Raw genomic sequence first — 24,320 nt, forward strand, 5'->3', positions numbered from 1 at the left:
ACCGCACGAGAACCACAGGCGAGGGCGCTGGTGAACGAAGACAAGCTCCGGGACTACCTGAAGTGGGTCACGACCGACCTCGCCGAGACCCGGCAACGCCTCCAGGACCTCGAGGCGGGGGAGCGGGAGCCCATCGCGATCGTGGCGATGGGCTGCCGGTTCCCGGGCGGCGTGACCTCCCCGGAGGAGCTCTGGGACCTCGTCGAGAGCGGCGCCGACGCGATGACGCCGTTCCCGGCCGACCGCGGCTGGGACACCACCGGCGGCGACTACGCGCGCACGGGCGGGTTCGTCGACACCGCCACGACCTTCGATCCGGCGTTCTTCGGAATCAGCCCGCGCGAGGCCCTCGCCACCGACCCGCAGCAGCGGCTGCTGCTCGAAGTGTCCTGGGAGGTCTTCGAACGCGCGGGCATCGACCCCGCCTCGCTGGCCGGGACTTCGGCCGGGGTCTTCGTCGGCTCGACGCCGTCCGGGTACGGCGTGGGCAGCGAGACCGGCGAGGTCGCCGGCCATCTGCTCACCGGCAACGCGGGCAGTGTCCTGTCCGGCCGGCTCGCCTACAGCTACGGCCTGGAGGGGCCCGCGGTCACCGTCGACACAGCTTGCTCGTCCGCGCTGGTCGCCCTGCACCTCGCCTGCCAGGCGCTGCGCAAGCGGGAGTGCTCGCTTGCCCTGGCCGGTGGCGCCACGATCATGTCGACCCCGGCGGTCTTCCTCGAGTTCGCCCGCCAGGGCGGCCTCGCCGGCGACGGCCGCTGCAAGCCGTTCGCCGAAGCGGCCGACGGCACCGGCTGGGGTGAGGGCGTCGGCCTGCTGCTGCTCGAGCGCCTGTCGGACGCGCGGCGCCGCAACCACCCGGTGCTCGCCGTGGTCGAGGGTTCGGCCGTCAACTCCGACGGCGCGTCCAACGGCCTCACCGCGCCGAACGGCCCGTCGCAGCAGCGGGTGATCCGCGCGGCACTGGCCGCCGCCGGGCTGTCACCGTCCGATGTGGACGTCGTCGAGGCGCACGGCACCGGCACCACGCTGGGCGACCCGATCGAAGCCCAGGCGCTGCTGGCCACCTACGGGCAGCACCGCCCGGCGGACCGGCCGCTGCGCGTCGGCGCGGTGAAGTCCAACATCGGACACACGCAAGCCGCGTCCGGCGCGGCCGGCGTCATCAAGATGGTCCTCGCCCTGCGGCACGGGCACCTCCCGCGCACCCTGCACCTGGACGAGCCGACGTCCCATGTGGACTGGTCGGCCGGCGCCGTCGAGCTGCTGGGCGAGCCGATGCCGTGGCCGGAGCGCGACGCACCCCGCCGCGCCGGGGTGTCCGCGTTCGGCGTCAGCGGTACGAACGCCCACGTCCTGCTGTCGGAAGCGCCCGCGGCCGGCGAGACCGAAGAGCCGCCGGTCGCCGAGGGCCCTCTGCCGTTCCTGGTTTCGGCGCGCGGTAAGGCCGCGCTGCGGGAGCAAGCCGCGAGCATCAAGTCCGTTGTGGACAAAGCGGACTTGCGCGACCTCTCGTGGTCGCTGGCCACCGGCCGGGCAGCGCTGGACGACCGCGCGGTCGTCCTCGCCGACGGCCGTGACGAGCTGCTGCGCGGCCTCGACACCCTCGCCGCGGACGGTGTCGCCCCCGGCTTGGTGCGCGGTACGGTCCGGCCCGGGAAGCTGGCTTTCCTCTTCACCGGCCAGGGTTCCCAGCGAGCCGGCATGGGTAGCGAGCTGCACGCCCGGTTCCCGGTTTTCGCCGCCGCCTTCGACGAGGTGTGCGCGGAGTTCGACCGGCACCTCGACCGTCCGCTGCGGACGGTGATCGAGTCGGGGGAGCACCTCGACGAGACGGCGTACACCCAGCCCGCGCTGTTCGCGGTCGAGGTGGCGCTGTACCGGCTGGCCGAGTCGTGGGGGTACGTCCCGGACTACCTGCTCGGCCACTCGATCGGCGAACTGGTCGCCGCGCACGTCGCCGGGGTCCTGTCGCTGGCCGACGCGTGCACGCTGGTCGCCGCCCGCGGCCGGCTGATGCAAGCTCTGCCCGCCGGTGGCGCCATGGTCGCGGTCCAGGCGACCGAAGACGAGATCGACCTGGTCGACGGGCTTTCGATCGCCGCCGTCAACGCTCCGGGTTCGCTGGTCCTGTCGGGCGACGAGGACGTCGTGCTGGCCGCGGCCGAGCACTTCGCCGGGCTCGGCCGCAAGACCAAGCGCCTCGACGTCTCGCACGCGTTCCACTCCGCCCGCATGGACGGCATGCTCGCCGGGTTCCGCCAGGTCCTCGACGGTCTCACCTTCCACCCGCCGGCGATCGCGGTGGTCTCGAACGTCACCGGGACCCTGGCCGACCGGCTGACTTCGCCCGATTACTGGGTCTCGCACGTCCGGGAGGCCGTGCGGTTCGCCGACGGCATCGGCTGGCTGCACGAGGCAGGCGTGACCGGGTTCCTGGAGGTGGGTCCCGACGGCGCGCTGGCCGCGCTCGCCCAGGAGTGCCTGCCCGAGAGTGCCGCGGTCGCCGCGCTGTTGCGCCGCGACCGGCCGGAGCCGGCGGCCGCGTTGACCAGCCTGGCCCGGCTGCACGTCGCCGGCCACGGACCCGGCTGGTCGGCCGTCCTGCCCGGCGGCCGCCGGATCGACCTGCCGACGTACCGCTTCCAGCGTCAGCGCTACTGGCTGGAGCCGGCGCCCGCCACCGGAGCCGGCGACGACGCGTTCTGGTCCGCAGTGGACACCGGCACCCTCGCCGACGTGCTGAACCTGCCGGCGGACGCGGTCGGCGAACTGCTGCCCGCGCTGTCGGCCTACCGCGCCCAACGGCAAGAGAAGTCCACAGTGGACGCGTGGCGCTACGGGATCGGCTGGACGCCGGTGTCGCCCGCGCCGGCTCCGCTCACCGGGACGTGGCTGGCTGTCGTGCCGGAGGGCTTCGCATCACCGGTGCTCGACGCCCTCGTGAGCCGCGGGTTCGTACCCGTCACGCCCGATCGGCTACCCGAGCACGCCGACGGTGTCCTTTCGCTGCTGGCTCTGGACGGTGAGGCCGCCACGGCCCTGCAGCGCACCATCGAGCTGGTCCGCGGCGCGACCGCGCCCGTCTGGGTCGCCACGCAGGGTGCGGTCTCCACCGGGCAGTCCGACCCGCTGCGCGCCCCCGAGCAGGCCCCGCTGTGGGGTCTCGGCCGGGTCGCCGCGCTGGAGTATCCGCAGCTCTGGGGCGGTCTGGTCGACCTGCCCGCCGAGCTGGACGACCGCGCCCTCGACCGGCTGACGGCCGTCCTGACCTCGGGCGAGGACCAGGTCGCGCTGCGTGCTTCGGGCATCTTCGGTCGTCGGCTGCGGCGGACCACCGGCCCGGCGGCCGAGCCGTGGTCGCCGGCCGGAACCGTGCTGATCACCGGCGGCACCGGCGCGCTGGGCGCGGTCGTCGCGCGCACGCTCGCCGAGAGCGGCGCCGAGCACCTGGTGTTGGCGGGCCGCCGCGGCCTCGACGCCCCGGGCGCGACGGCGCTGCGGGACGAGCTGACCGCCCTCGGCACCCGGGTCACCGTCGCCGCCTGCGACGTCGGTGACCGCGACGCCGTCGCCGGGCTCCTCGACTCGCTGCCCGATCTCGACGGCGTCATCCACACCGCCGGCGTCCTCGACGACGCCGTGCTCGACGGCGTCACCGCCGAGCAGCTCGAGACCGTGTTCCGGCCCAAGCTCGACGCCGCCCGGCACCTCGACGAGCTGACCCGCGACCGCGCCCTGTCCGCGTTCGTCCTGTTCTCGTCGTTCGCGGGAAGCCTCGGTGCGGTGGGGCAGGCCGCCTACGCCGCGGCGAACGCCGGCCTCGACGCGCTGGCCGAGCAGCGCCGCGCCGCCGGGCTCCCCGCCACCGCCGTGGCCTGGGGCCCGTGGGGCGGCAGCGGCATGGCGGCCGACGACCTGGTCGCCGACCGGATGCGCCGGGGCGGCGTGCCGCCGATGGCGCCGCGCCTGGCCGTCGCCGCGTTGCGCCGCGCGATCGCCGGCGGAGAGCCGAACCCGATCGTCGCCGACGTCGACTGGGCGAAGTTCGTCCCCGGCTTCACGACCACCCGCCCCAGCCCGCTGCTCGGCGACCTGCCCGAGGCGCGGGACGCGATGCGCACCCCCGACGAGCAGCCCCTGGTCGCGCGGCTGGCGACTCTGTCCACAGAGGACCAGCAGGTGCTCCTGCTGGATGTCGTCCGCGCCCAGGCCGCTGCCGTGCTCGGCTATCCCGGGCCGGAGGCGGTCGAGGCCGGCCGGGCGTTCAAGGACCTCGGCGTCGACTCGCTGACCGCCGTCGAGCTGCGCAACGGCCTCGGCGCCGCGACCGGGCGCCCGCTGCCCGCGACGCTGGTGTTCGACTACCCGACCCCGGCCGCCGTCGCCACCTACCTGCGCGAAGAGCTGGCCGGAACGGCCACGGCTCCAGTCGTCACGCGGTCGGCCGTCGTCGAGGACGAGCCGCTCGCCATCGTGTCGATGGCCTGCCGTCTGCCGGGTGGCGTGCGGTCGCCCGAGGACCTGTGGGACCTCCTGGCCGGCGGCCGCGACGCCGTCACGACGTTCCCCGACGACCGCGGCTGGCCTCTGGCCGACCTGTACCACCCGGACCGCGGCCACGAGGGCACCAGCTACACGCGTCACGGCGGCTTCCTCGACGGCGTGGCCGACTTCGACCCCGGCTTCTTCGGGATCTCGCCGCGCGAAGCCCTGGCGATGGACCCGCAGCAGCGGCTGTTGCTGGAGACGTCGTGGGAGACGTTCGAGCGCGCGGGCATCGACCCGTTGTCGCTGCGGGGTTCCCAGGTGGGTGTCTACATCGGAACCAACGGCCAGGACTACGCGGCTTTGCTGCGCGAGGCCGGCGAAGGCAGCTCGGACGGGCACGCCGGGACGGGCAACGCCGGCTCGGTCGTCTCCGGCCGGATCTCCTACGTCCTGGGTCTGGAAGGTCCCGCCGTCACCGTCGACACGGCGTGCTCGTCGTCGCTGGTCGCGCTGCATTGGGCGGCGCAGTCACTGCGTTCGGGCGAGTCCTCGATGGCGCTCGTCGGCGGCGTCACGGTGATGACGACGCCGGGCGCGTTCCTGGAGTTCAGCAAGCAGGGCGGCCTGGCCGGCGACGGCCGGTGCAAGGCGTTCGCCGACGGCGCGGACGGCACGGGCTGGGGCGAGGGCGTCGGCCTGCTGCTGGTGGAGCGGCTGTCCGACGCGCGCCGCAACGGCCACCCGGTGCTCGCGCTGGTCCGCGGCTCGGCAGTGAACCAGGACGGCGCGTCGAATGGCCTCACGGCGCCGAACGGGCCGTCGCAGCAGCGGGTGATCCGGGCGGCGCTGGCGAACGCGGGCCTGGAACCGTCCGATGTGGACGCGGTCGAGGCGCACGGAACCGGGACGACCCTAGGTGATCCGATCGAGGCGCAGGCGCTCATCGCCGCGTACGGCCAGGACCGCACGCGGCCGCTCTGGCTGGGCTCGCTGAAGTCCAACATCGGCCACACGCAGGCGGCGGCGGGTGTCGCGGGGATCATCAAGATGGTCCTCGCGCTGGGGCACGGCCTGCTGCCGAAGACCCTGCACGTCGACCGGCCGTCGCGGCACATCGACTGGGACAGCGGCGCGGTGGCGCTGCTGACGGAGGCGCAGGACTGGCCGGAGGACGCCGGTCCGCGGCGCGCGGGCGTGTCGTCGTTCGGCGTCAGCGGCACGAACGCCCACGTCATCCTGGAAGGGGTCCCCGCGGTCGAGTCCCCGGCCGCGGCGGCGGGTCTCGTGCCGTGGGTTCTGTCCGGCCGGTCCGAAGCCGCACTGCGGGATGCCGCCCGTGACCTGTCGCGGCTGTCGAACACCGACATCGCGGACGTGGCTGCCGGTCTGGCCGGGCGCGCCGCGTTCGAGCACCGGGCCGTCGTGGTCGGCGCCGACTTCGCCGAACTGGCTGCTGGTCTGGAAACCCTCGCGGCGGGCGGGACGGCAGCCAACCTGATCCAGGGGGTTCAGGCCGCCGGCAAGTCGGCGTTCCTGTTCTCGGGCCAGGGCTCGCAGCGAGCCGGCATGGGGGCGGAGCTGTATGCGCGCTTCCCGGTGTTCGCCGATGCCTTCGACGCGGTCTGCGCGCTGGTGGACTCCGCGCTCGACCGTCCGCTGCGGGAGGTCGTCTTCGGTGACGTTTCGCTCTTGGACGAGACCGGATACACCCAACCCGCGTTGTTCGCGGTCGAGGTGGCGTTGTTCCGGCTGCTGGAGTCGTGGGGTGTCCGGCCGGACTACGTCGCCGGGCATTCGATCGGCGAGCTGGCGGCCGCGCACGTCGCCGGAGTGCTGTCCCTCGAGGACGCTTGCCGATTGGTGGCGGCCCGAGCGAGCCTGATGCAAGAGCTGCCCGGGAACAACACAGCGTCGCGAAGCGACTCCATTGAGGGTGGCGGCGGGGGCAAGGGCGGAGGCGCGATGCTGGCCGTGCAGGCCACCGAGGACGAGGTCGCCGCGGTCCTGAGCGACGGGGCGAGCTTCGCGGCCATCAACGGTCCACGCGCGATAGTCGTGTCGGGCGAGGTCGAAGCCGTCGAGTCGATCGAGCGGCACTTCGCCGAGCTGGGGCGCAAGGTCCGGCGGCTGTCGGTGTCGCACGCGTTCCACTCGGCGCTGATGGACCCGATGCTGGACGCGTTCGCGACGGTCGCCGACGGTCTCACCTTCCACCCGCCGAAGATCCCGCTGGTGTCCACTGTGTCCGGTCGCCTGGCCGGCGACGAGATCCTGACGCCGGTGTACTGGGTACGTCAGGTCCGCGAGCCGGTGCGGTTCGCCGACGCCGTCGACGCGCTGGCCGGGCTCGGCGTGACCGGATGTGTCGAGCTGGGTCCGGACGGCGTGCTCGCCGCCCTGGCGCAGGAGACCTTGCCGGCGACGGCGACGCTGCGCAAGGACCGGCCCGAGGAGCGGACGCTGCTCACCGCGCTGGCCCACCTCCACGTCGTCGGCCGCGGGCCGGACTGGACCGCAGTGGTACCACCGGCTCGGTTCGTCGTGCTGCCTGCTTATCCGTTCCAGCGCGAGCGTTACTGGCCGCGCATCACTGAGACCGCACCGGACGCCGGGTTCTGGACGGCGGTCGACCTGCCCGCGCTGTCGTCCACTCTGGACCCCGCGGAACTGGCCACCTTGGAAAAGGCCTTGCCTCTGCTCGCCCGGCGGCACCGTGAAATGTCCACTGTGGACAAGTGGCGGTACGCCGTGAACTGGCGCCCGCTTTCCGGGCCGGCCGGAATCGTGCCGGGCACCTGGCTGCTGGTCCTCCCGGAGCACGGCGTCGAGCCGGAGTTCGTCGATGCGCTGACGACGGGCCTCGACTGCGTTCCCGCGCGCTTGGCTGAACTGCCCGACGGCGACTTCGCGGGTGTGCTGTCCCTGCTCGCCTTCGACGATCGTCCGGCGCCGGACGCGCCCGCGATCTCGGTGGGGCTCGCCGCGACCCTGGAGCTGGTCCAGGCACTGGATGGCACGGCGCCGCTGTGGTGCGCAACCTCGGGCGCGGTCTCGGCCGGCGGCGAACCGGTCCGCAGCGCGACCCAGGCGGCGCTGTGGGGCTTCGGCCGCACGGCAGCGCTCGAGCACGCCGACCGCTGGGGCGGCCTGGTTGATCTGCCGGCCGCCCTCGACGACCGCACGGTTTCCCGGCTCGCAGGACTGCTCGGCGGCACCGAGGACCAGGTTGCGGTTCGCGACTCTGCTGTGTTCGCCGCGCGCCTGGACCGGGCACCGGCGAGGGTCGCCAAGCCGCGGCGGCCCGAGGGCGGCACCGCACGCCTGGAGCAGGCCGCCGAGTCGCGGGGCCGCGGCGATGTCGGTGATCAGGGCGCCGTCGCCGCCGAGTCGCGGCCGCCCGGAGACATCGATGATCAGGGTGCCGCACACCTGGACCGAGCACCCGCGTGGCGCCCCAACGGCACCGTGCTGATCACCGGCGGGACCGGCGCGCTCGGCGCCGAAGTCGCTCGCTGGCTGGCCCGCGCCGGCGCCGATCACCTCGTCCTGACCTCCCGCCGCGGCCTCGACGCCGCCGGCGCCCCCGAACTCCGTGACGAACTGACCGCCCTGGGCGTCACCGTGACTGTCGCAGCCTGCGACGTCACCGATCGCGAAGCCCTCGCCGCCCTCATCGCCGGCCTCGACGGGCTGCGGGCCGTCGTCCACGCCGCCGGCGTCGCCCAGTCCACGCCCCTCGCCGATCTCGACCCCGCCGAATTCGCCCAGTTCACCGCCGCCAAGCTCGCCGGCGCCGCGAACCTCGACGCCGTTCTCGGCGACCGCGACCTCGACGCCTTCGTCCTGTTCTCCTCCATCGCGGGCGTCTGGGGCAGCGGCGGCCAAAGCGCCTACGCCGCCGCGAACGCCTACCTCGACGGCCTCGCCCACCGGCGCCGCGCGGCCGGCCTCGCCGCCACGTCCGTGGCCTGGGGCCCGTGGGCCGGCAGCGGCATGCTCGCCGACGAAGGCGCGGAAGACCACCTGCGCCGCCGCGGCCTCCGGCCCCTCGCAACGGACTTGGCGATCACCGCGCTGCGGCAAGCTCTCGACGCCGGCGACACCGCCGTGACCGTCGCCGACGTCGACTGGGCGCGGTTCGCCCCCGGCTTCACCGCGGTCCGCGCCAGCGCCCTGCTCGGCGACCTGCCCGAGGTCCGCGCCGCGCTCGACGTCCCGGTCGAGGAGACCGGGCGCCGCGACCTGTCCGCCGACGAGCTGCTGGACCTCGTCCAGCGCGAAGCCGCGGCCGCTCTCGGGCACGCCGACCCGGCGTCCGTCGCCGTGGACCGGCCCTTCCGCGACCTCGGCTTCGACTCCCTGACCGCCGTCGAGCTGCGCAACCGCCTGAGCACGGTCACCGGCCTGAAACTGCCGTCGACGCTCGTCTTCGACCACCCGTCGGCCACCGTCCTCGCGGACTTCCTCGGCGCCGAGCTGTTCGGCGGCGACCAGGAAGTCCCGGCGCAACGCGTCCAGGAGGTCGACGAGCCGATCGCGATCGTCGGCATGAGCTGCCGCCTGCCCGGCGGCATCGAGTCGCCGGAGCAGCTGTGGCGGCTGCTGGCCGACGGCGGCGACGCCATCTCGGCCTGGCCCACCGACCGCGGCTGGGACGTCGAGGGCCTCTACGACCCCGACCCCGACGCCGAAGGCAAGAGCTACTCCCGTGACGGCGGCTTCCTCGCCGGCGCCGGCGAGTTCGACGCCGCCTTCTTCGAGATGAGCCCGCGCGAGGCCTTGGCCACCGATCCGCAGCAGCGGCTGCTGCTCGAAAGCTCCTGGGAGGCGTTGGAACGGGCGGGCATCGACCCACGGTCCCTCGCCGGGACCAGCTCCGGCGTGTTCGTCGGCGCGGGCGTCTCCGGCTACGCCGCCGGCCTGCGCGAAGCCCCCGAAGGGCTTGGTGGGCACCTGCTCACCGGCAACGCGGGCAGTGTCCTTTCCGGACGGATCGCCTACCACCTCGGCGTCGAGGGCCCGGCCGTCACGCTGGACACCGCGTGCTCGTCTTCGCTGGTCGCCCTGCACCTGGCCGCCCGCTCCCTGCGTTCGGGCGAGTGCTCCCTGGCGCTGGCCGGCGGGGTCGCGGTGATGGCCAACCCCGCCGCGTTCGTCGAGTTCAGCCGGCAACGCGGTCTCGCGCCCGACGGCCGCTGCAAGGCGTACTCCGACGCCGCCGACGGCACCGGCTGGTCCGAAGGTGCCGGGATGCTCGTGCTGGAACGGCTTTCCGACGCCCAGCGGCTAGGGCACCCGGTACTGGCCGTGGTGCGCGGCTCCGCCGTGAACTCCGACGGCGCGTCCAACGGCCTGACCGCTCCGAACGGCCCGTCGCAGCAGCGGGTGATCCGGGCCGCGCTCGCCGACGCCGGTCTCGCGCCGTCCGATGTGGACGCCGTCGAGGGCCACGGCACCGGAACCCGGCTCGGCGACCCGATCGAGGCGCACGCCTTGCTGGCCACCTACGGCCGCGACCGTGACCGTCCACTGTGGCTCGGCTCGCTGAAGTCCAACCTCGGGCACACGCAGGCCGCGGCCGGCGTCGCCGGGGTGATCAAGATGGTGCTCGCCCTCCAACGCGAGCTGCTCCCGAAGACCCTGCACGCCGGCCAGCCGTCGTCCGAAGTGGACTGGACGGCGGGCCGTGTCTCCCTGCTCACCGAGGCGATGCCGTGGCAGGCCAACGGACATCCGCGCCGCGCCGGCGTCTCCGCGTTCGGCGTCAGCGGCACCAACGCCCACATCATCCTCGAAGAGGCGCCCGCGACCGAACCCGAGCTGCCGCGGCCAAGGCGTACCGGGCTCGTGCCGGTGGCGCTGTCCGGCCGGTCGGAGTCGGCGTTGCGGGCGCAGGCCGCCCAGTTGCTCGGCCGGCCCGCCGGTGACGTCGGGGACCTGGCCTGGTCGCTGGCGGCGACCCGGTCGGCGTTCGAGCACCGCGCCGTCGTGCTGGCGGAAGACGCGGCCGGACTTCGCGCCGGGCTCGTGGCGCTGGCGGAGGGCACCAAGTCCGCCGGGGTGGTGCGCGGGTCGGCCGCGAAGGGCCGGACGGCATTCCTGTTCACCGGTCAGGGCGCGCAGCGGGCCGGCATGGGCGGCGAGCTGTACCGCGAGTTCCCGGTGTTCGCCGAAGCCTTCGACGCGGTGTGCGCGCAGTTCGACGGTTCGCTGCGGACGGCGATCGCCTCGGGGGAGCGGCTCGACGAGACGGCTTACACCCAGCCCGCGCTGTTCGCGATCGAGGTCGCGCTGTTCCGGCTCCTCGAAAACTGGGGCGTCCGGCCGGACTTCGTGGGCGGCCACTCGATCGGTGAACTCGCGGCAGCGCACGTCGCCGGCGTGTTCTCCCTCGAGGACGCGTGCACGCTCGTCGCCGCTCGTGCGCGGTTGATGCAGGCGCTACCCGAGGGTGGCGCGATGGTGGCCGTCGCGGCCACCGAGGACGAGGTCACGCCGCTGCTGACCGACCGCGTGTCGCTGGCCGCGGTCAACGGGCCGTCCTCGGTCGTGCTTTCCGGCGACGAAGACGCCGTCCTGGCGGTCGCCGCGAAGTTCGAGAAGACCCGGCGCCTGCGGGTGAGCCACGCGTTCCACTCGGCCCGGATGGACGGCATGCTCGCGGACTTCCGTGCGGTGGCGGCCGGGCTGACCTACCACGAGCCGGCGATCCCGGTGCTGTCGAACGTCACCGGCGCGGTGGCCGACGGGCTGACCGACCCGGACTACTGGGTGCGGCAGGTCCGCGCCACGGTCCGGTTCGCCGACGGCGTCCGCGCGCTGGCCGGCCGTGGCGTGACGCGGTTCCTGGAGCTGGGCCCGGCGGGGGTCCTCTCCGCGATGGTCGCGGAGACCTCGGACGCCGCGCGGGTCGCCGTGCCGGCGTTGCGGGCCGACCGGCCCGAGGCCCGCACGCTGCTCTCGGCGCTGGCCGAACTGCAGGTCGACGGCGGCAGCGTGGACTGGACCCGGGTCGTCGGCGACGGCCAGCGCGTCGAGCTGCCGACGTACCCGTTCCAGCGCGAGCGGTACTGGCTGGAGGTGCCGGACGTCGACGGCGACCCGGCGTCGCTCGGCCAGTCCGGGGCGTCGCACGGCTTGCTGGGGGCGGCCGTGGAGCTGGCCGGTGCGGACGGCGTCGTGCTCACCGGGTTGCTGTCGGTCGATACCGTGCCGTGGCTGGGCGAGCACCGGGTGCACGGCGAGATCCTGTTCCCGGGTGCCGGGTTCGTGGAGCTGGCCCTGCGTGCGGCCGACGAGGTGGGCTGCGACCAGGTCGAGGAGCTGGTCCTGGAGGCCCCGCTGGTCCTGCCGGAGCACGGTGGGGTACCGGTCCAGGTCCGCGTCGAAGCCGCGGACGGACCACGACGGGTGTTCGGCATCTACACCCGTGGCGACGGCTGGGTCCGGCACGCCTCGGGAACGCTCACCAGTGGACTGTCTACTTCGGACGCATTGACCCAGTGGCCGCCTGCGGGTGCGTTGCCGGTCGAGGACTTCTACTCGCGACGGGCCGAGGCCGGGTTCGCTTACGGGCCCACGTTCCAGGGGCTGCGAGCCGCGTACCGCGACGGCGACGACGTGTTCGCCGAGGTCGCCTTGCCCGCCGGAACCGCCACCGAAGAGTGGGGTGTGCACCCGGCGCTGCTGGACGCGGCGCTGCACGCGCTGGCGTTCGCCGGCTTCTCGGACGAGCTGCCGTTCTCGTGGTCGGGCATCAGCCTGCACGCGACCGGCGCGACCGAGCTGCGGGTCCGCCTGCGCCGGACGGGAAGCGCGGTCCAGCTGACGGTGGCCGACTCGACCGGCGGGCTGGTGGCCGTGGCCGAGTCGGTGGCCCTGCGGCCGGCGACCAAGCCGACGCCGGCCGCCACGCACCACCGCGTCGAGTGGGTCGTGAGTGAGAAACAGGGTTCCAACCCGGTTTCACACTCACGACCGGCCGCGGCGATCGGTGACCTTGGGCTGGGGGAGCTGCCTACCTACCAGGAGTTCGCCGAGCTGGCCGCCGCCGGTGAGGTCCCCGAGGTCGTGTTCGCGTCCTGCCGTCCCGACGACACCGACGACCTCACCTGGGCCGTCTGGGCTTCGGCGCAGCGGGCATTGGCGCTGGTCACGGCCTGGCTGGCCGACCCGCGGTTCGCCGGGTCGCGGCTGGTGTTCGTCACCCGCGGCGCGGTAGCCGTGACCGCCGACGAGGTACCGGACGTGGTGGAAGCCGCCGTCTGGGGTGCCGTCGAGCCGGTGCTGGCGGAGCACCCCGGCCGCTTCGCCCTCGTCGACGGCGTGCCCGTCGAGCCGGCCGCGGACCGGCTCGCGATCCGCGACGGAGCCGTCTACGAACCACGGACCACCGTCGTCACGCCGGACGCCTGGAAGCCCGAGGGGACCGTGCTGCTCACCGGGGCCTCCGGTGAACTGGGCGCCGCCGTCGCGCGGCACCTGGTCGAGGACCGAGGTGTCGAGCGGCTCGTCGTGCTCGGTGACGTGGACCTGCCGGACGCCGTGGTTTGCGACCCCGCCGATCGTCACGAACTGGCGCGGGCGCTCCGGGACATCCCGGACATCACGGCGGCCGTCCACATCGGACTCGCCGACGGCGTGGCCGACCTGCGCGACCGTGCCGACATCGCCTTCAACCTCGCCGAACTGGACGTCGACCTCGTGGTCCTGACCGCCGCGGGCGGCGAGGGCCTGGTCGCGGCCCAGACCGCGGTGCTCGAAGCCGTCGCGCACAGCGCGCTCGCGTACCGTCCCGGTGAGACATTCGCCCTGCTGGGCACGAGGGGCGCGCTCCGCGTCGTCGAAAACGCCCCGGCGAAGGTCAAGACCCGCCGGGTGGTCGCCCAGGTGGCCGACGCGGGCAACGCGCTGCACCAGAAGCTCGTCCGGCTGCCCGAGACCGACCGGCACCGGGTACTGCTCGACATCGTCCGGACCGAGGCCGCGCTCGTGCTCGGCCACGCCGGTCCCGAGGCGGTCGGCGCGGACCGCGCGTTCAAGGAACTCGGCGTCGACTCGCTGACCGCCGTCCAGCTGCGTACCGCGCTGAACACGGCCACCGGCCTGCGTCTACCCGCGACGTCGGTCTTCGACCACCCGACTCCGACCGCGCTGGCGAAGGCGCTGCACGCCGAGCTGTTCGGCGCGGAAGAACAGCACATCGAGGCCGTCACCCGCGTCGACGAGCCGATCGCCATCGTCGGCATGGCCTGCCGCTACCCCGGCGGCATCGCCGACCCCGACGACCTCTGGCGACTGGTCGCCGAGGGCGGCGACGCGATCTCGCCGTTCCCCACCGACCGCGGCTGGGACCTCGAGGCGCTCTACGACACCGATCCCGATGCACCGGGCACTTGCTACGCCCGCGAGGGCGGCTTCCTGCACGACGCCGGCGCGTTCGACCCCGGCTTCTTCGGGATCAGCCCGCGCGAAGCGGTCGCGATGGACCCGCAGCACCGCCTGCTGCTCGAAGTGTCCTGGGAGTCGATGGAACGCGCCGGGATCGACCCGGCCACCCTGCGCGGCAGCCGCACCGGCGTCTTCGCCGGTATCACCTACCAGGACTACGGCGGCCTGCTCGGCGCCGCGACCGACAGCTTCGAAGGCTTCCTCGGCACCGGCAACTCGCCGAGCGTGCTGTCCGGTCGCGTCGCCTACACCTTCGGCCTGGAAGGACCCGCGGTCTCGATCGACACGGCGTGCTCGTCCTCGCTGGTCGCGATCCACTGGGCGTGCCAGTCGCTGCGCGACGGCGACTGCACGCTGGCCCTCGCCGGCGGCGTCACGGTCATGTCGACCCCGGTCTCCCTGGTCGAGTTCAGCCGCCAGCGCGCCCTGGCCGCGGACGGCCGCAGCAAGCCGTTCTCGGCCGACGCCGACGGCGCCAGCTGGGCCGAAGGCGCCGGAATGCTGATGCTGGAGCGGCTTTCCGACGCCGAGCGCAACGGCCACCGCGTCCTCGCGGTGATCAAGGGCTCCGCGATCAACTCCGACGGCGCGTCGAACGGCCTCACCGCCCCGAACGGACCGTCGCAGCAACGGGTGATCCGGCGGGCGCTCGCCAACGCGCGGCTCGCACCGTCCGAAGTGGACGTCGTCGAAGCGCACGGCACGGGGACCAAGCTCGGCGACCCGATCGAGGCGCAGGCCATCATCGCCACCTACGGCCAGGACCGCGACCGGCCGGTGTACCTGGGGTCGTTCAAGTCCAACGTCGGGCACGCGCAGGCGGCCTCGGGCGTCGGCGGCGTGATCAAGATGGTCCAGGCCATCCGGCACGGCGTGCTGCCGAAGACCCTGCACGCGGAAGTCCCGTCCCCGCACGTCGACTGGGACGCGGGCGAGGTCAGCCTGCTCACCGAGACCCGGCCGTGGCTTTCCGACGGCCCGCGCCGGGCGGGCGTCTCGTCGTTCGGCATGAGCGGGACGAACGCGCACCTGGTCCTGGAGCAAGCCGAGGAAGCCACCGCGGAGGAGCACGAGACTCCGGTCGCGGTGCCGTGGCTGCTGTCCGGTCGAACCGCTGATGCGCTGCGTCGCCAAGCCGACCTGCTGTCCACAGTGGAGTCGGACATCGCGGATGTCGCGGTCTCCCTGGCCACCACGCGGTCCGCCTTCGAACACCGGGCCGTCGTGGTCGGCGCCGACCGTGACCAGCTGCTCAGCGGGCTGACCGACCCCGCCGTGCGCGGGGTCGCCGGGACGCCCGGCAAGACCGTCTTCGTCTTCCCCGGCCAAGGCTCGCAGTGGGTCGGCATGGCCCTCGAACTCGCCGAAACCGCGCCGGTGTTCGCCGAGCGGCTCGCCGAGTGCGCGACCGCGCTCGAACCGTTCGTCGACTGGCGGCTGACCGACGTCCTGGGCGACGCCGAAGCCCTGACCAGGGTCGACGTCGTGCAGCCCGCCTGCTGGGCGGTCATGGTGTCGCTCGCCGCGCTGTGGGAGTCCTACGGTGTCCGCCCCGACGCCGTCATCGGCCACTCCCAGGGCGAGATCGCCGCCGCCTGCGTCTCCGGCGGGCTCTCCCTGGAAGACGGCGCGCGTGTCGTGGCCCTGCGCAGCCAGGTCATCCGGACGTCGCTGGCGGGCCGGGGCGCGATGGCGTCCGTGGCCCGGCCGGCCGAGGACGTCGAGCTGCCGCCGGGCCTGTCCATCGCCGCGCTGAACGGCGCCGCCGCGGTCACCGTCTCCGGCGACCCGGAGCAGGTCGACGCACTCCTGGTCCGCTGCGCGGCCGACGGCGTCCGCGCCCGCAAGGTGCAGGTCGACTACGCGTCACACTCCACGCACGTCGAGGCGATCGAGGCCGAACTCCTCGACGTGCTGGCCCCGGTGGCCCCGCGGGAGGCGCGGATCCCGTTCTACTCGACGGTCACCGGCGACTGGCTCGACACGACCGAGCTGACGGCCGCGTACTGGTACCGGAACCTGCGGCAGCGCGTGCTCTTCGCACCCGCCACCGTGGCGCTCGGCGAGCAGGGCTTCGACGTTTTCGTCGAGTCCAGCGCACACCCCGTGCTGGGCACCGCCATCGCCGGGACCTTGGAAGACGCCGTGGTCACCGGCTCGCTGCGCCGCGACGAAGGCGGGCTCGCCCGCTTCCTGACCTCGGCCGGCGAGCTGTGGGTGCGCGGCGTCGACGTGGTCTTCCCCCTGGGCGGGTCCATTGTGGAGCTGCCGACGTATCCGTTCCAGCGGCAGCACTACTGGCCGACGCTGCCCGGCCCGGGCGACGTCGCCGCGGCCTCGGACGCCGCCGACGCCGGGTTCTGGTCGGCCGTCGAACGCGACGACGCCGGCGAGCTGGCGAAGACACTCGGCCTCGAACCGACCGCCGTCGAAGGTCTACTGCCCGCGCTGGCCGCGTACCGCAGGCAACGCCGTGAAGAATCCACAGTGGACAATTGGCGCTACCGCGTCGGGTGGCAGCCGGTCACGGTCGACGGCTCACCACGTCTCGGCGGCACCTGGCTCGTCGTGCGCCGTCCGGGCGACGAGACCTCGCTGCCGCTGGAGCACTTCGGTGCGGAGATCGTCACGGTCGAGGTCGAGCCCGGGATCGACCGGGCCGCCCTGGCCGAGCGGATCGGGGACGCCGAAGCGGCGGGGATCGTGAACCTGCTGGGGACCGACGTGTCCTACCGCGGGCTCATCGACACGCTGACCCTGATCCAGGCCGCCGGCGACGCTCCCTTGTGGACGTTCACTCGCGGCGCGGTGTCGACCGGCAAGGCCGACGCCCTCCGCAACCCGGCCCAGGCGCCGGTGTGGGGCCTCGGCCGCGTCGCCGCGCTCGAACACCCCGGCCGCTGGGGTGGCCTGCTCGACCTGCCCGCCGACCTCGACGACCGCGCCGTCGCCCGGGTGGTCGCCGCGCTCACCGGCGACGAGGACCAGGTCGCCGTCCGCGCGTCCGGTGTCTTCGCCCGCCGCCTCCTGCGGTCGCCGTCGAGCGAGACCCCGCCGGCCCGCGAGTGGACGCCGGAAGGCACGGTCCTGATCACCGGCGGTACCGGCGGGCTGGGCGCCAAGGTCGCCCGCTGGCTGGCCGGCCGCGGCGCCGAACACCTGGTGCTCACGAGCCGCCGCGGGCCGGACGCCCCCGGCGCGGCCGCACTGTGCGACGAACTCGTCGCGCTCGGTGCCCGCGCGACCGTCGTGGCCTGCGACGTCGCCGACCGCGACGCCCTCGCCGCGGTGCTGGCCGAGCACCCGCCGACCGCCGTGGTCCACGCGGCCGGGGTCCTCGACGACGGCGTCCTGGACGCGCTCACCCCGGACCGCCTCACCGCGGTGCTCAAGCCGAAGTCACTGGCCGCGTTCCACCTGCACGAGCTGACCAAGGACCTGAACCTGACGGCGTTCGTCTCCTTCGCCTCGACGGCCGGGGTCTGGGGCGGCCCGGGCCAGGGCAACTACGCCGCCGCCAACGCCTACCTCGACGCGCTCGCCGAGCACCGGCGCTCGCTCGGGCTGGCCGCGACGTCGATCTCGTGGGGCCCGTGGGCCGACACCGGGATGGCCGACGCGGCCGCCGTCGCCGAACGCCAGCGCCTCGGCGGCATCCAGGCGCTCGATCCGGAATTGGCGATCGCGGCGCTGCAGCAGGCGCTCGACCACGGCGAGACCACGCTGACCGTGGCCGGCGTCGACTGGGCGCGGTACGTGCCGTCGTTCACCGCCGTCCGGCCGAGCCCGCTGCTGCGCGGCATCCCCGAGGCCCGCGCGGCGATGGAGACCGCGGCGGAGCACACGCAGGGCGTGAGCGAGCGCGACGTGCTGGAGTTCGTCCGGACCCAGGTCGCCGGCGTGCTGGGCTACGGCGGGCCGGGGGACGTCGAGCCGAACCGCGCGTTCACCGACCTCGGCTTCGACTCGCTGACCGCGGTCGACCTGCGCAATCGCCTGTCCGCGGCCACCGGGCTGAAGCTGCCCGCGACGCTGATCTTCGACTACCCGACGACGACCGCGCTGGTCGCCCACCTCAAGACCGAGCTCGGCGAGCCGGCCGAGACGACGTCCACAGTGGACGTCACGCCGAAGGCCGTCGCGGACGACCCGATCGCCATCGTCTCGATGGCCTGCCGGTTCCCCGGCGGTGTGCGGTCGCCGGAAGACCTGTGGGCACTGCTGTCCGAAGGCGAAGACGCGATCACCGACTTCCCGGACGACCGCGGCTGGGACCTGGATGCGCTCTACGACCCGGATCCCGACCACCAGGGCACGTCCTACACCCGCCGCGGCGGCTTCCTCGACGGCGCCGGCCGGTTCGACGCCGCGTTCTTCGGCATCAACCCGCGTGAGGCCCTGGCCATGGACCCGCAGCAGCGGCTGCTGCTGGAGACGGCGTGGGAAGCCGTCGAGCGCGCCGGGATCGACGCGGCGTCGCTGCGCGGCGGCCCGGTCGGCGTGTTCGCCGGCTCGAACGGGCAGGACTACACCCCGCTGCTCGCGCTCGGTGACGACGAGGGCGTCGAGGGCTACACCATGACCGGCAACGCGGGATCCGTGGTGTCCGGCCGGATCTCCTACGCGCTCGGCCTGGAAGGCCCGGCCGTCACGGTCGACACGGCGTGCTCGTCGTCGCTGGTCGCGGTGCACCTCGCCGCGCGGGCGCTGCGGGCGGGGGAGTGTTCACTGGCGCTGGCCGGGGGCGTCACGATCATGTCGACGCCGTCCGGGTTCATCCAGTTCAGCCGCCAGCGCGGGCTCGCGCTCGACGGCCGCTGCAAGGCGTTCTCCGACGACGCCGACGGCACCGGCTGGGGCGAAGGCGCCGGGATGGTGCTCCTCGAACGGCTGTCCGACGCGCGCCGCAACGGCCACCCGGTGCTCGCCCTCGTCCGCGGCAGCGCGGTCAACCAGGACGGCGCGTCGAACGGCCTGACCGCCCCCAACGGGCCGTCGCAGCAGCGGGTGATCCGCGCCGCGCTGGCCGACGCCGGCCTGGCACCGTCCGAAGTGGACGCCGTGGAGGCGCACGGCACCGGCACGGTGCTGGGCGACCCGATCGAGGCGCAGGCCGTCCTGGCCACGTACGGGCAGGACCGCGACCGGCCGCTGTGGCTGGGCTCGGTCAAGTCCAACATCGGCCACACCCAGGCCGCCGCGGGCGCGGCCGGGATCATGAAGATGGTCCTGGCGCTGGGCCACGACCTGCTGCCGAAGACCCTGCACGCCGACGTCCCGTCGTCCCATGTGGACTGGACGGCCGGGGACGTGCGGCTGCTGTCCGACCCCGTCGAGTGGTCGCCGAACGGGCACCCGCGCCGGGCCGGGATCTCGTCGTTCGGCGTGAGCGGCACCAACGCGCACGTGATCGTCGAGCAGGCTCCGGAAGAGCCCGCTGTCACGGATTCGGCGTGGTCCGGTCCGGTGCCGTGGGTGCTGTCAGGCCGGTCCGAAGCCGCGCTGCGGGCGCAGGCCGCACAGCTCGCCGAACGGCTCGAAGAGAGAGTGCGGCCGGCCGACGTCGGCTGGTCCCTGGCGACGGGCCGGTCGGCGTTCGAGCACCGCGCGGTGGTGCTCGGCACCGAGACCGACGAGCTGCTGCGGGGTCTGCGTGACCTCGTCGACGGCCCTCTCCCCGGCCTGGCGAGTGAAGGCCGGATCGGGTTCCTCTTCACCGGGCAGGGCGCGCAGCGGCTCGGCATGGGTCGCGAGCTGTACGACGCGTACCCCGTCTACGCGGAGGCGTTCGACGCGGTCTGCGCGCACTTCGACACCGAGCTGGACCGGCCGCTGGCCGACGTCGTCTTCGGCGACGAGGACGTGCTGAACGAGACCGGCTACACCCAGCCCGCGTTGTTCGCGGTCGAGGTGGCGCTGTTCCGCCTGCTGGAGTCCTGGGGCGTGCGGCCCGAGTACCTGGCCGGGCATTCGATCGGCGAGCTGGCCGCCGCGCACGTCGCCGGCGTGTTCTCCCTCGTCGACGCGTGCCGTCTGGTCGCGGCGCGCGGCCGGCTGATGCAGGCGTTGCCGCGCGGAGGCGGGATGCTGGCCGTGTCGGCCACCGAGGACGAGGTCACACCGCTGCTCACGGACACGGTGAGCATCGCCGCGATCAACGGGCCGACGTCGATCGTGGTTTCCGGCGACGATCTCGACGGGATCGAGCGGCACTTCACCGCCCTGGGCCGCAAGACCAAGCGGCTCACGGTCTCCCACGCGTTCCACTCGCCGCTGATGGATCCGATGCTGGCCGAGTTCGCGAAGGTGGCCGAGCGGATCACCTACACCGAACCGAACCTGCCGATCGTGTCCACCGTGACCGGTGCGGTCGCGTCCGTGGTCGCGCCGGAGTACTGGGTCGGTCAGGTGCGCGCGGCCGTGCGGTTCGCCGACGCCGTCAAGACCCTGCACGGCCTGGGCGTCGACCGGTTCGTCGAAATCGGGCCGGACGCCGTCCTCACACCGATGGTCGAGGCGGCCGTGGCGGTACCGACCCTGCGCGCGGGGCGCGACGAGCGGGTCACCCTGCTGGCCGCGGTCGGCGAGCTGCACGTCCACGGGCAGAGTCCCGATTGGCCGACGGTGTTCGCCGGCACCGGCGCGCGCCGGGTCGACCTGCCGACGTACGCGTTCCAGTACCAGCGGTTCTGGCCGCACCTGACCGGGCTGCCGGTCGGTGACGTCACCGCCGCCGGCCTCACCGCGGTCGACCACCCGCTCCTCGGCGCGGCGGTCTCCGTGGCCGGTTCCGAGGAGGTGCTGTTCACCAGCCGGCTCGCGCTGTCCACGCACCCGTGGCTGGCCGGGCACGAGGTCATGGGTCAGATCCTGCTGCCGGGGACCGCGTTCCTCGAGCTGGCCGTCCGGGCCGGCGACCAGGCCGGCTGCGCCCGGGTCGAGGAGCTGACGCTGGCCGCGCCGCTGGTGCTGCCCGAGCGCGGCGGCGTCCAGCTGCAGTGTTCGGTGGGCGCGCCCGGCGAGGACGGGACACGGTCGTTCACCGCGTACTCCCGGACCGAGGGCGCTGACGACTGGGTCCTGCACGCCACCGGGCTGCTCGCCGTCGAAGCCGGTGAACCCGGTGAACCACTGACCGAGTGGCCGCCCGCGAAGGCGGAACCCCTGGCCGTGGCGGACTTCTACGACACGTACGCGGCCGGCGGCTTCGCCTACGGGGACGCCTTCCGCGGCCTGACCGCCGCCTGGCGCCACGGCGACGACGTCTACGCCGAGATCGCACTTCCCGAACCGGCGCGCGAAGACGCACGGCGCTTCGGGCTGCACCCGGCGTTGCTCGACGCCGCCCTGCAGGCCCTGCTCTACCTGCCCCTGGCCGGGTCCGGGCAGAGCCGGCTCCCGTTCTCCTGGTCGGACGTCACCCTGCACGCGTCCGGCGCCGCCGCGCTGCGGGTCCGCCTGAGCTTGGCCGGCCCGGACGCGCTGGCCTTGACCATCGCCGACACCGCGGGCAACCCGGTCGCCACCGTGGGATCGCTGGCCATGCGCCAAGTCTCGGCCGAACTGCTCACCGAGCCCAAGCGGCTGCACGACTCGCTGTTCCAAGTGGACTGGGTCCCGCTGACCGGCGGGTCCGAACCGGACACCGCGACCTGGGCCGTCCTCGGCCCGGACCCGCACAAGCTCGGCGTCCAGCTCGGCACGTCCGGTCCACTGACGTCCTATGTGGACATCGATGCCTTGATCGCCGAAGGCGGCACGCCACCCGAGGTGGTCTTCGCACCGCTCGTGCCGGACCGCGCGGCGGACCTGCCGGACGCGGTCCGCGCGGCCACCGGGCTCGTCTTGGACACCGTGCAGCGGTGGCTGTCCGAGGACACCCTCGAAGCGGCGAAGCTGGTGTTCGTCACCTCCGGTGCGGTGGCCCACCGCGGCGAGGTGACCGACCTCGCCAACGCCGCGGTCTGGGGTCTGGTCCGCTCGGCCCAGGCCGAGAACCCCGGCCGGTTCCTGCTGGTGGACGTCGACGGCAGGGAAGCGTCCTACGGCGCGATCCCCGCCGCCCTCACCACCGGCGAGCCGCAACTGTCCCTTCGCGACGGTGAACCGCACGCGGCCCGCTTGGTGCGCGCGGAAACCGCGGGCGGCGTGCTCGCCGCGCCGGCCGACGGACCGTGGCGGCTCGACGTCGTCGACAAGGGCACCCTCGAGAACCTCACCCTGCTGCCCTGCCCCGAGGTCGAGGGGCCGCTGCCGGACGGACACGTGCGGATCGCCGTCCGCGCGGCGGGCGTCAATTTCCGCGACGTCCTCAACGCGCTCGGCATGTACCCCGGCGAGGCCGGGCAGATGGGACTGGAAGGCGCAGGCGTCGTCACCGAGGTCGGCCCGGGCGTCACCGGGCTCGCGGTGGGCGACCGCGTGCTCGGCATGTTCCCCGGCGCGTTCGGCCCGCTGGCCGTCGCCGACCAGCGGCTCGTCGCGCGTGTCCCGGACGGCTGGTCGTTCGCCGAGGCGGCGTCCGTGCCGATCGTGTTCCTCACCGCCTACTACGCGCTGGTCGACCTCGGCCGCGTCCAGCCGGGGGAGACCGTGCTGGTCCACGCGGCCGCCGGTGGCGTCGGCATGGCCGCGGTCCAGCTCGCCAAGCACCTCGGCGCCGACGTGTTCGGCACGGCGGGCGCCGGCAAGTGGGACGCCCTGCGCGACCACGGCCTCACCGACGACCGGATCGCGTCCTCGCGCACCCTGGACTTCGAGGAACGCTTCCTCGCGGCCACCGACGGCCGGGGTGTCGACGTCGTCCTCGACTCGCTGGCCGGGGAGTTCGTCGACGCGTCCCTGCGGCTGCTGCCGCGCGGCGGCCGGTTCCTGGAGATGGGCAAGACCGACGTCCGGGACACCGGCGCCGTCGCCGGGGAACACCCGGGCGTCGCCTACCGGGCGTTCGACCTCATCGAGGCCGGCCCGGACCGGATCGCCGAAATGCTGCGGGACGTCCTCGACCTGCTCGGAAAGGGCGCCCTGCGGCCGGTGCCGGTCACCGCGTGGGACGTCCACCGCGCCCCGGCCGCGTTCAAGCACCTCCAGCAGGCCAAGCACGTCGGCAAGGTCGTGCTGACCGTGCCCGTGCCGCTCGACGCGCAAGGCACGGTCCTCATCACCGGTGGCACCGGCGGCCTCGGCGGGCTGCTGGCCCGGCACCTGGTCACCGAACACGGCGCGCGGCACCTGCTGCTCACCAGCCGCCGCGGTCTCGCGGCCGAAGGGGCGGCCGAGCTGCGGGACGAGCTGACGGCGCTCGGCGCGACCGTCACCGTGGCGGCGTGCGACGCGGCCGATCGCGACGCTCTGGCCGAGTTGCTCGCCGGGATCCCCGCCGAGCACCCGCTGCGCGCCGTCATGCACACCGCCGGCGTGCTCGACGACGGCGTCATCGGCTCCCTGGACGCGGCCCGCCTGGACAAGGTGCTGCGCCCCAAGGTCGACGCCGCCGTCCACCTCGACGAGCTGACCCGGCACGCCGACCTCACCGCGTTCGTGCTGTTCTCCGGGGCCGCCGGGCTGTTCGGCGGCGCCGGGCAGGCGAACTACGCGGCCGCGAACGCGTTCGTCGACGCCTTCGCCACGCACCGGCACGCCCTCGGGCTGCCCGCGGTGGCGCTCGCGTGGGGGCCGTGGTCGGCCGAGGCGGGCATGACCAGCGGCTTGACCGAGACGGACCTGAGCCGGATGGCCCGCGCGGGGCTCCTCCCGCTGTCCGCCGAACTCGGGCTCGCCCTCCTCGACGCGGGCGTCGCTTCCGGCGAGGCGGCCGTGGTGCCGATGCGGGTCGACCCGGCCGCGCTGGCGTCCTCGGGCGCGCCGCTGTTCCGGGAGTTCGCCACCGCTCCGGCGCGGCGGACGGTCGCAGCGGTCGCCGAGGCCCAACCCGCCGGACTGGCCGAGCGGCTGGCCGCGACACCGGTCGCGGACCGCGAGGACCTCGTGGTGGACCTGGTTTCCGGTCAGGTCGCCGCGGTGCTGGGCCACGCGTCCACAGTGGACACCGACCCGGGGAAGGCGTTCTCCGAGCTGGGCTTCGACTCGCTCACCGCGGTCGAGCTGCGCAACCGGCTCGGCGCGGTCGCCGGGACGCGGCTGCCCGCGACGCTGGTGTTCGACTACCCGACCGTCCGGGAGCTGGCCGGTTACCTGCTCGGCGAGATCGCGCCGTCCGCGACCGACGCTGTCGACGAGCTCCGCAGTTCCCTCGCCGCGCTGCCTGCGGGCTACGAAGGCCGAGACGAGATCACCGAGCGGCTGCGGTCCCTCCTCGACTGGTGGACCGGCGAACCGCGGCTGGACGACGAAGTGGCGGCGGCCTCCGCCGACGAGCT

General features: G+C 74.1%; 1 protein-coding gene (running past one end of the window). It reads left to right on the forward strand.

Translation table 11 applies throughout. The annotated features are described in order from the left end of the window. Positions 1-30 precede the first annotated feature (30 nt). A protein-coding gene (locus ACERZO_RS23115) for a type I polyketide synthase (protein WP_444843226.1) crosses the window boundary here: on the forward strand, positions 31-24,320 show its 5' portion. 34 nt of this gene lie beyond the right edge of the window; only the first 24,290 of its 24,324 coding nucleotides appear in the window; the start codon lies at positions 31-33; its stop codon lies off the right edge, out of view.

Source organism: Amycolatopsis kentuckyensis, from assembly GCF_041679295.1.
GTDB classification, from domain to species: Bacteria; Actinomycetota; Actinomycetes; order Mycobacteriales; family Pseudonocardiaceae; genus Amycolatopsis; species Amycolatopsis kentuckyensis_A.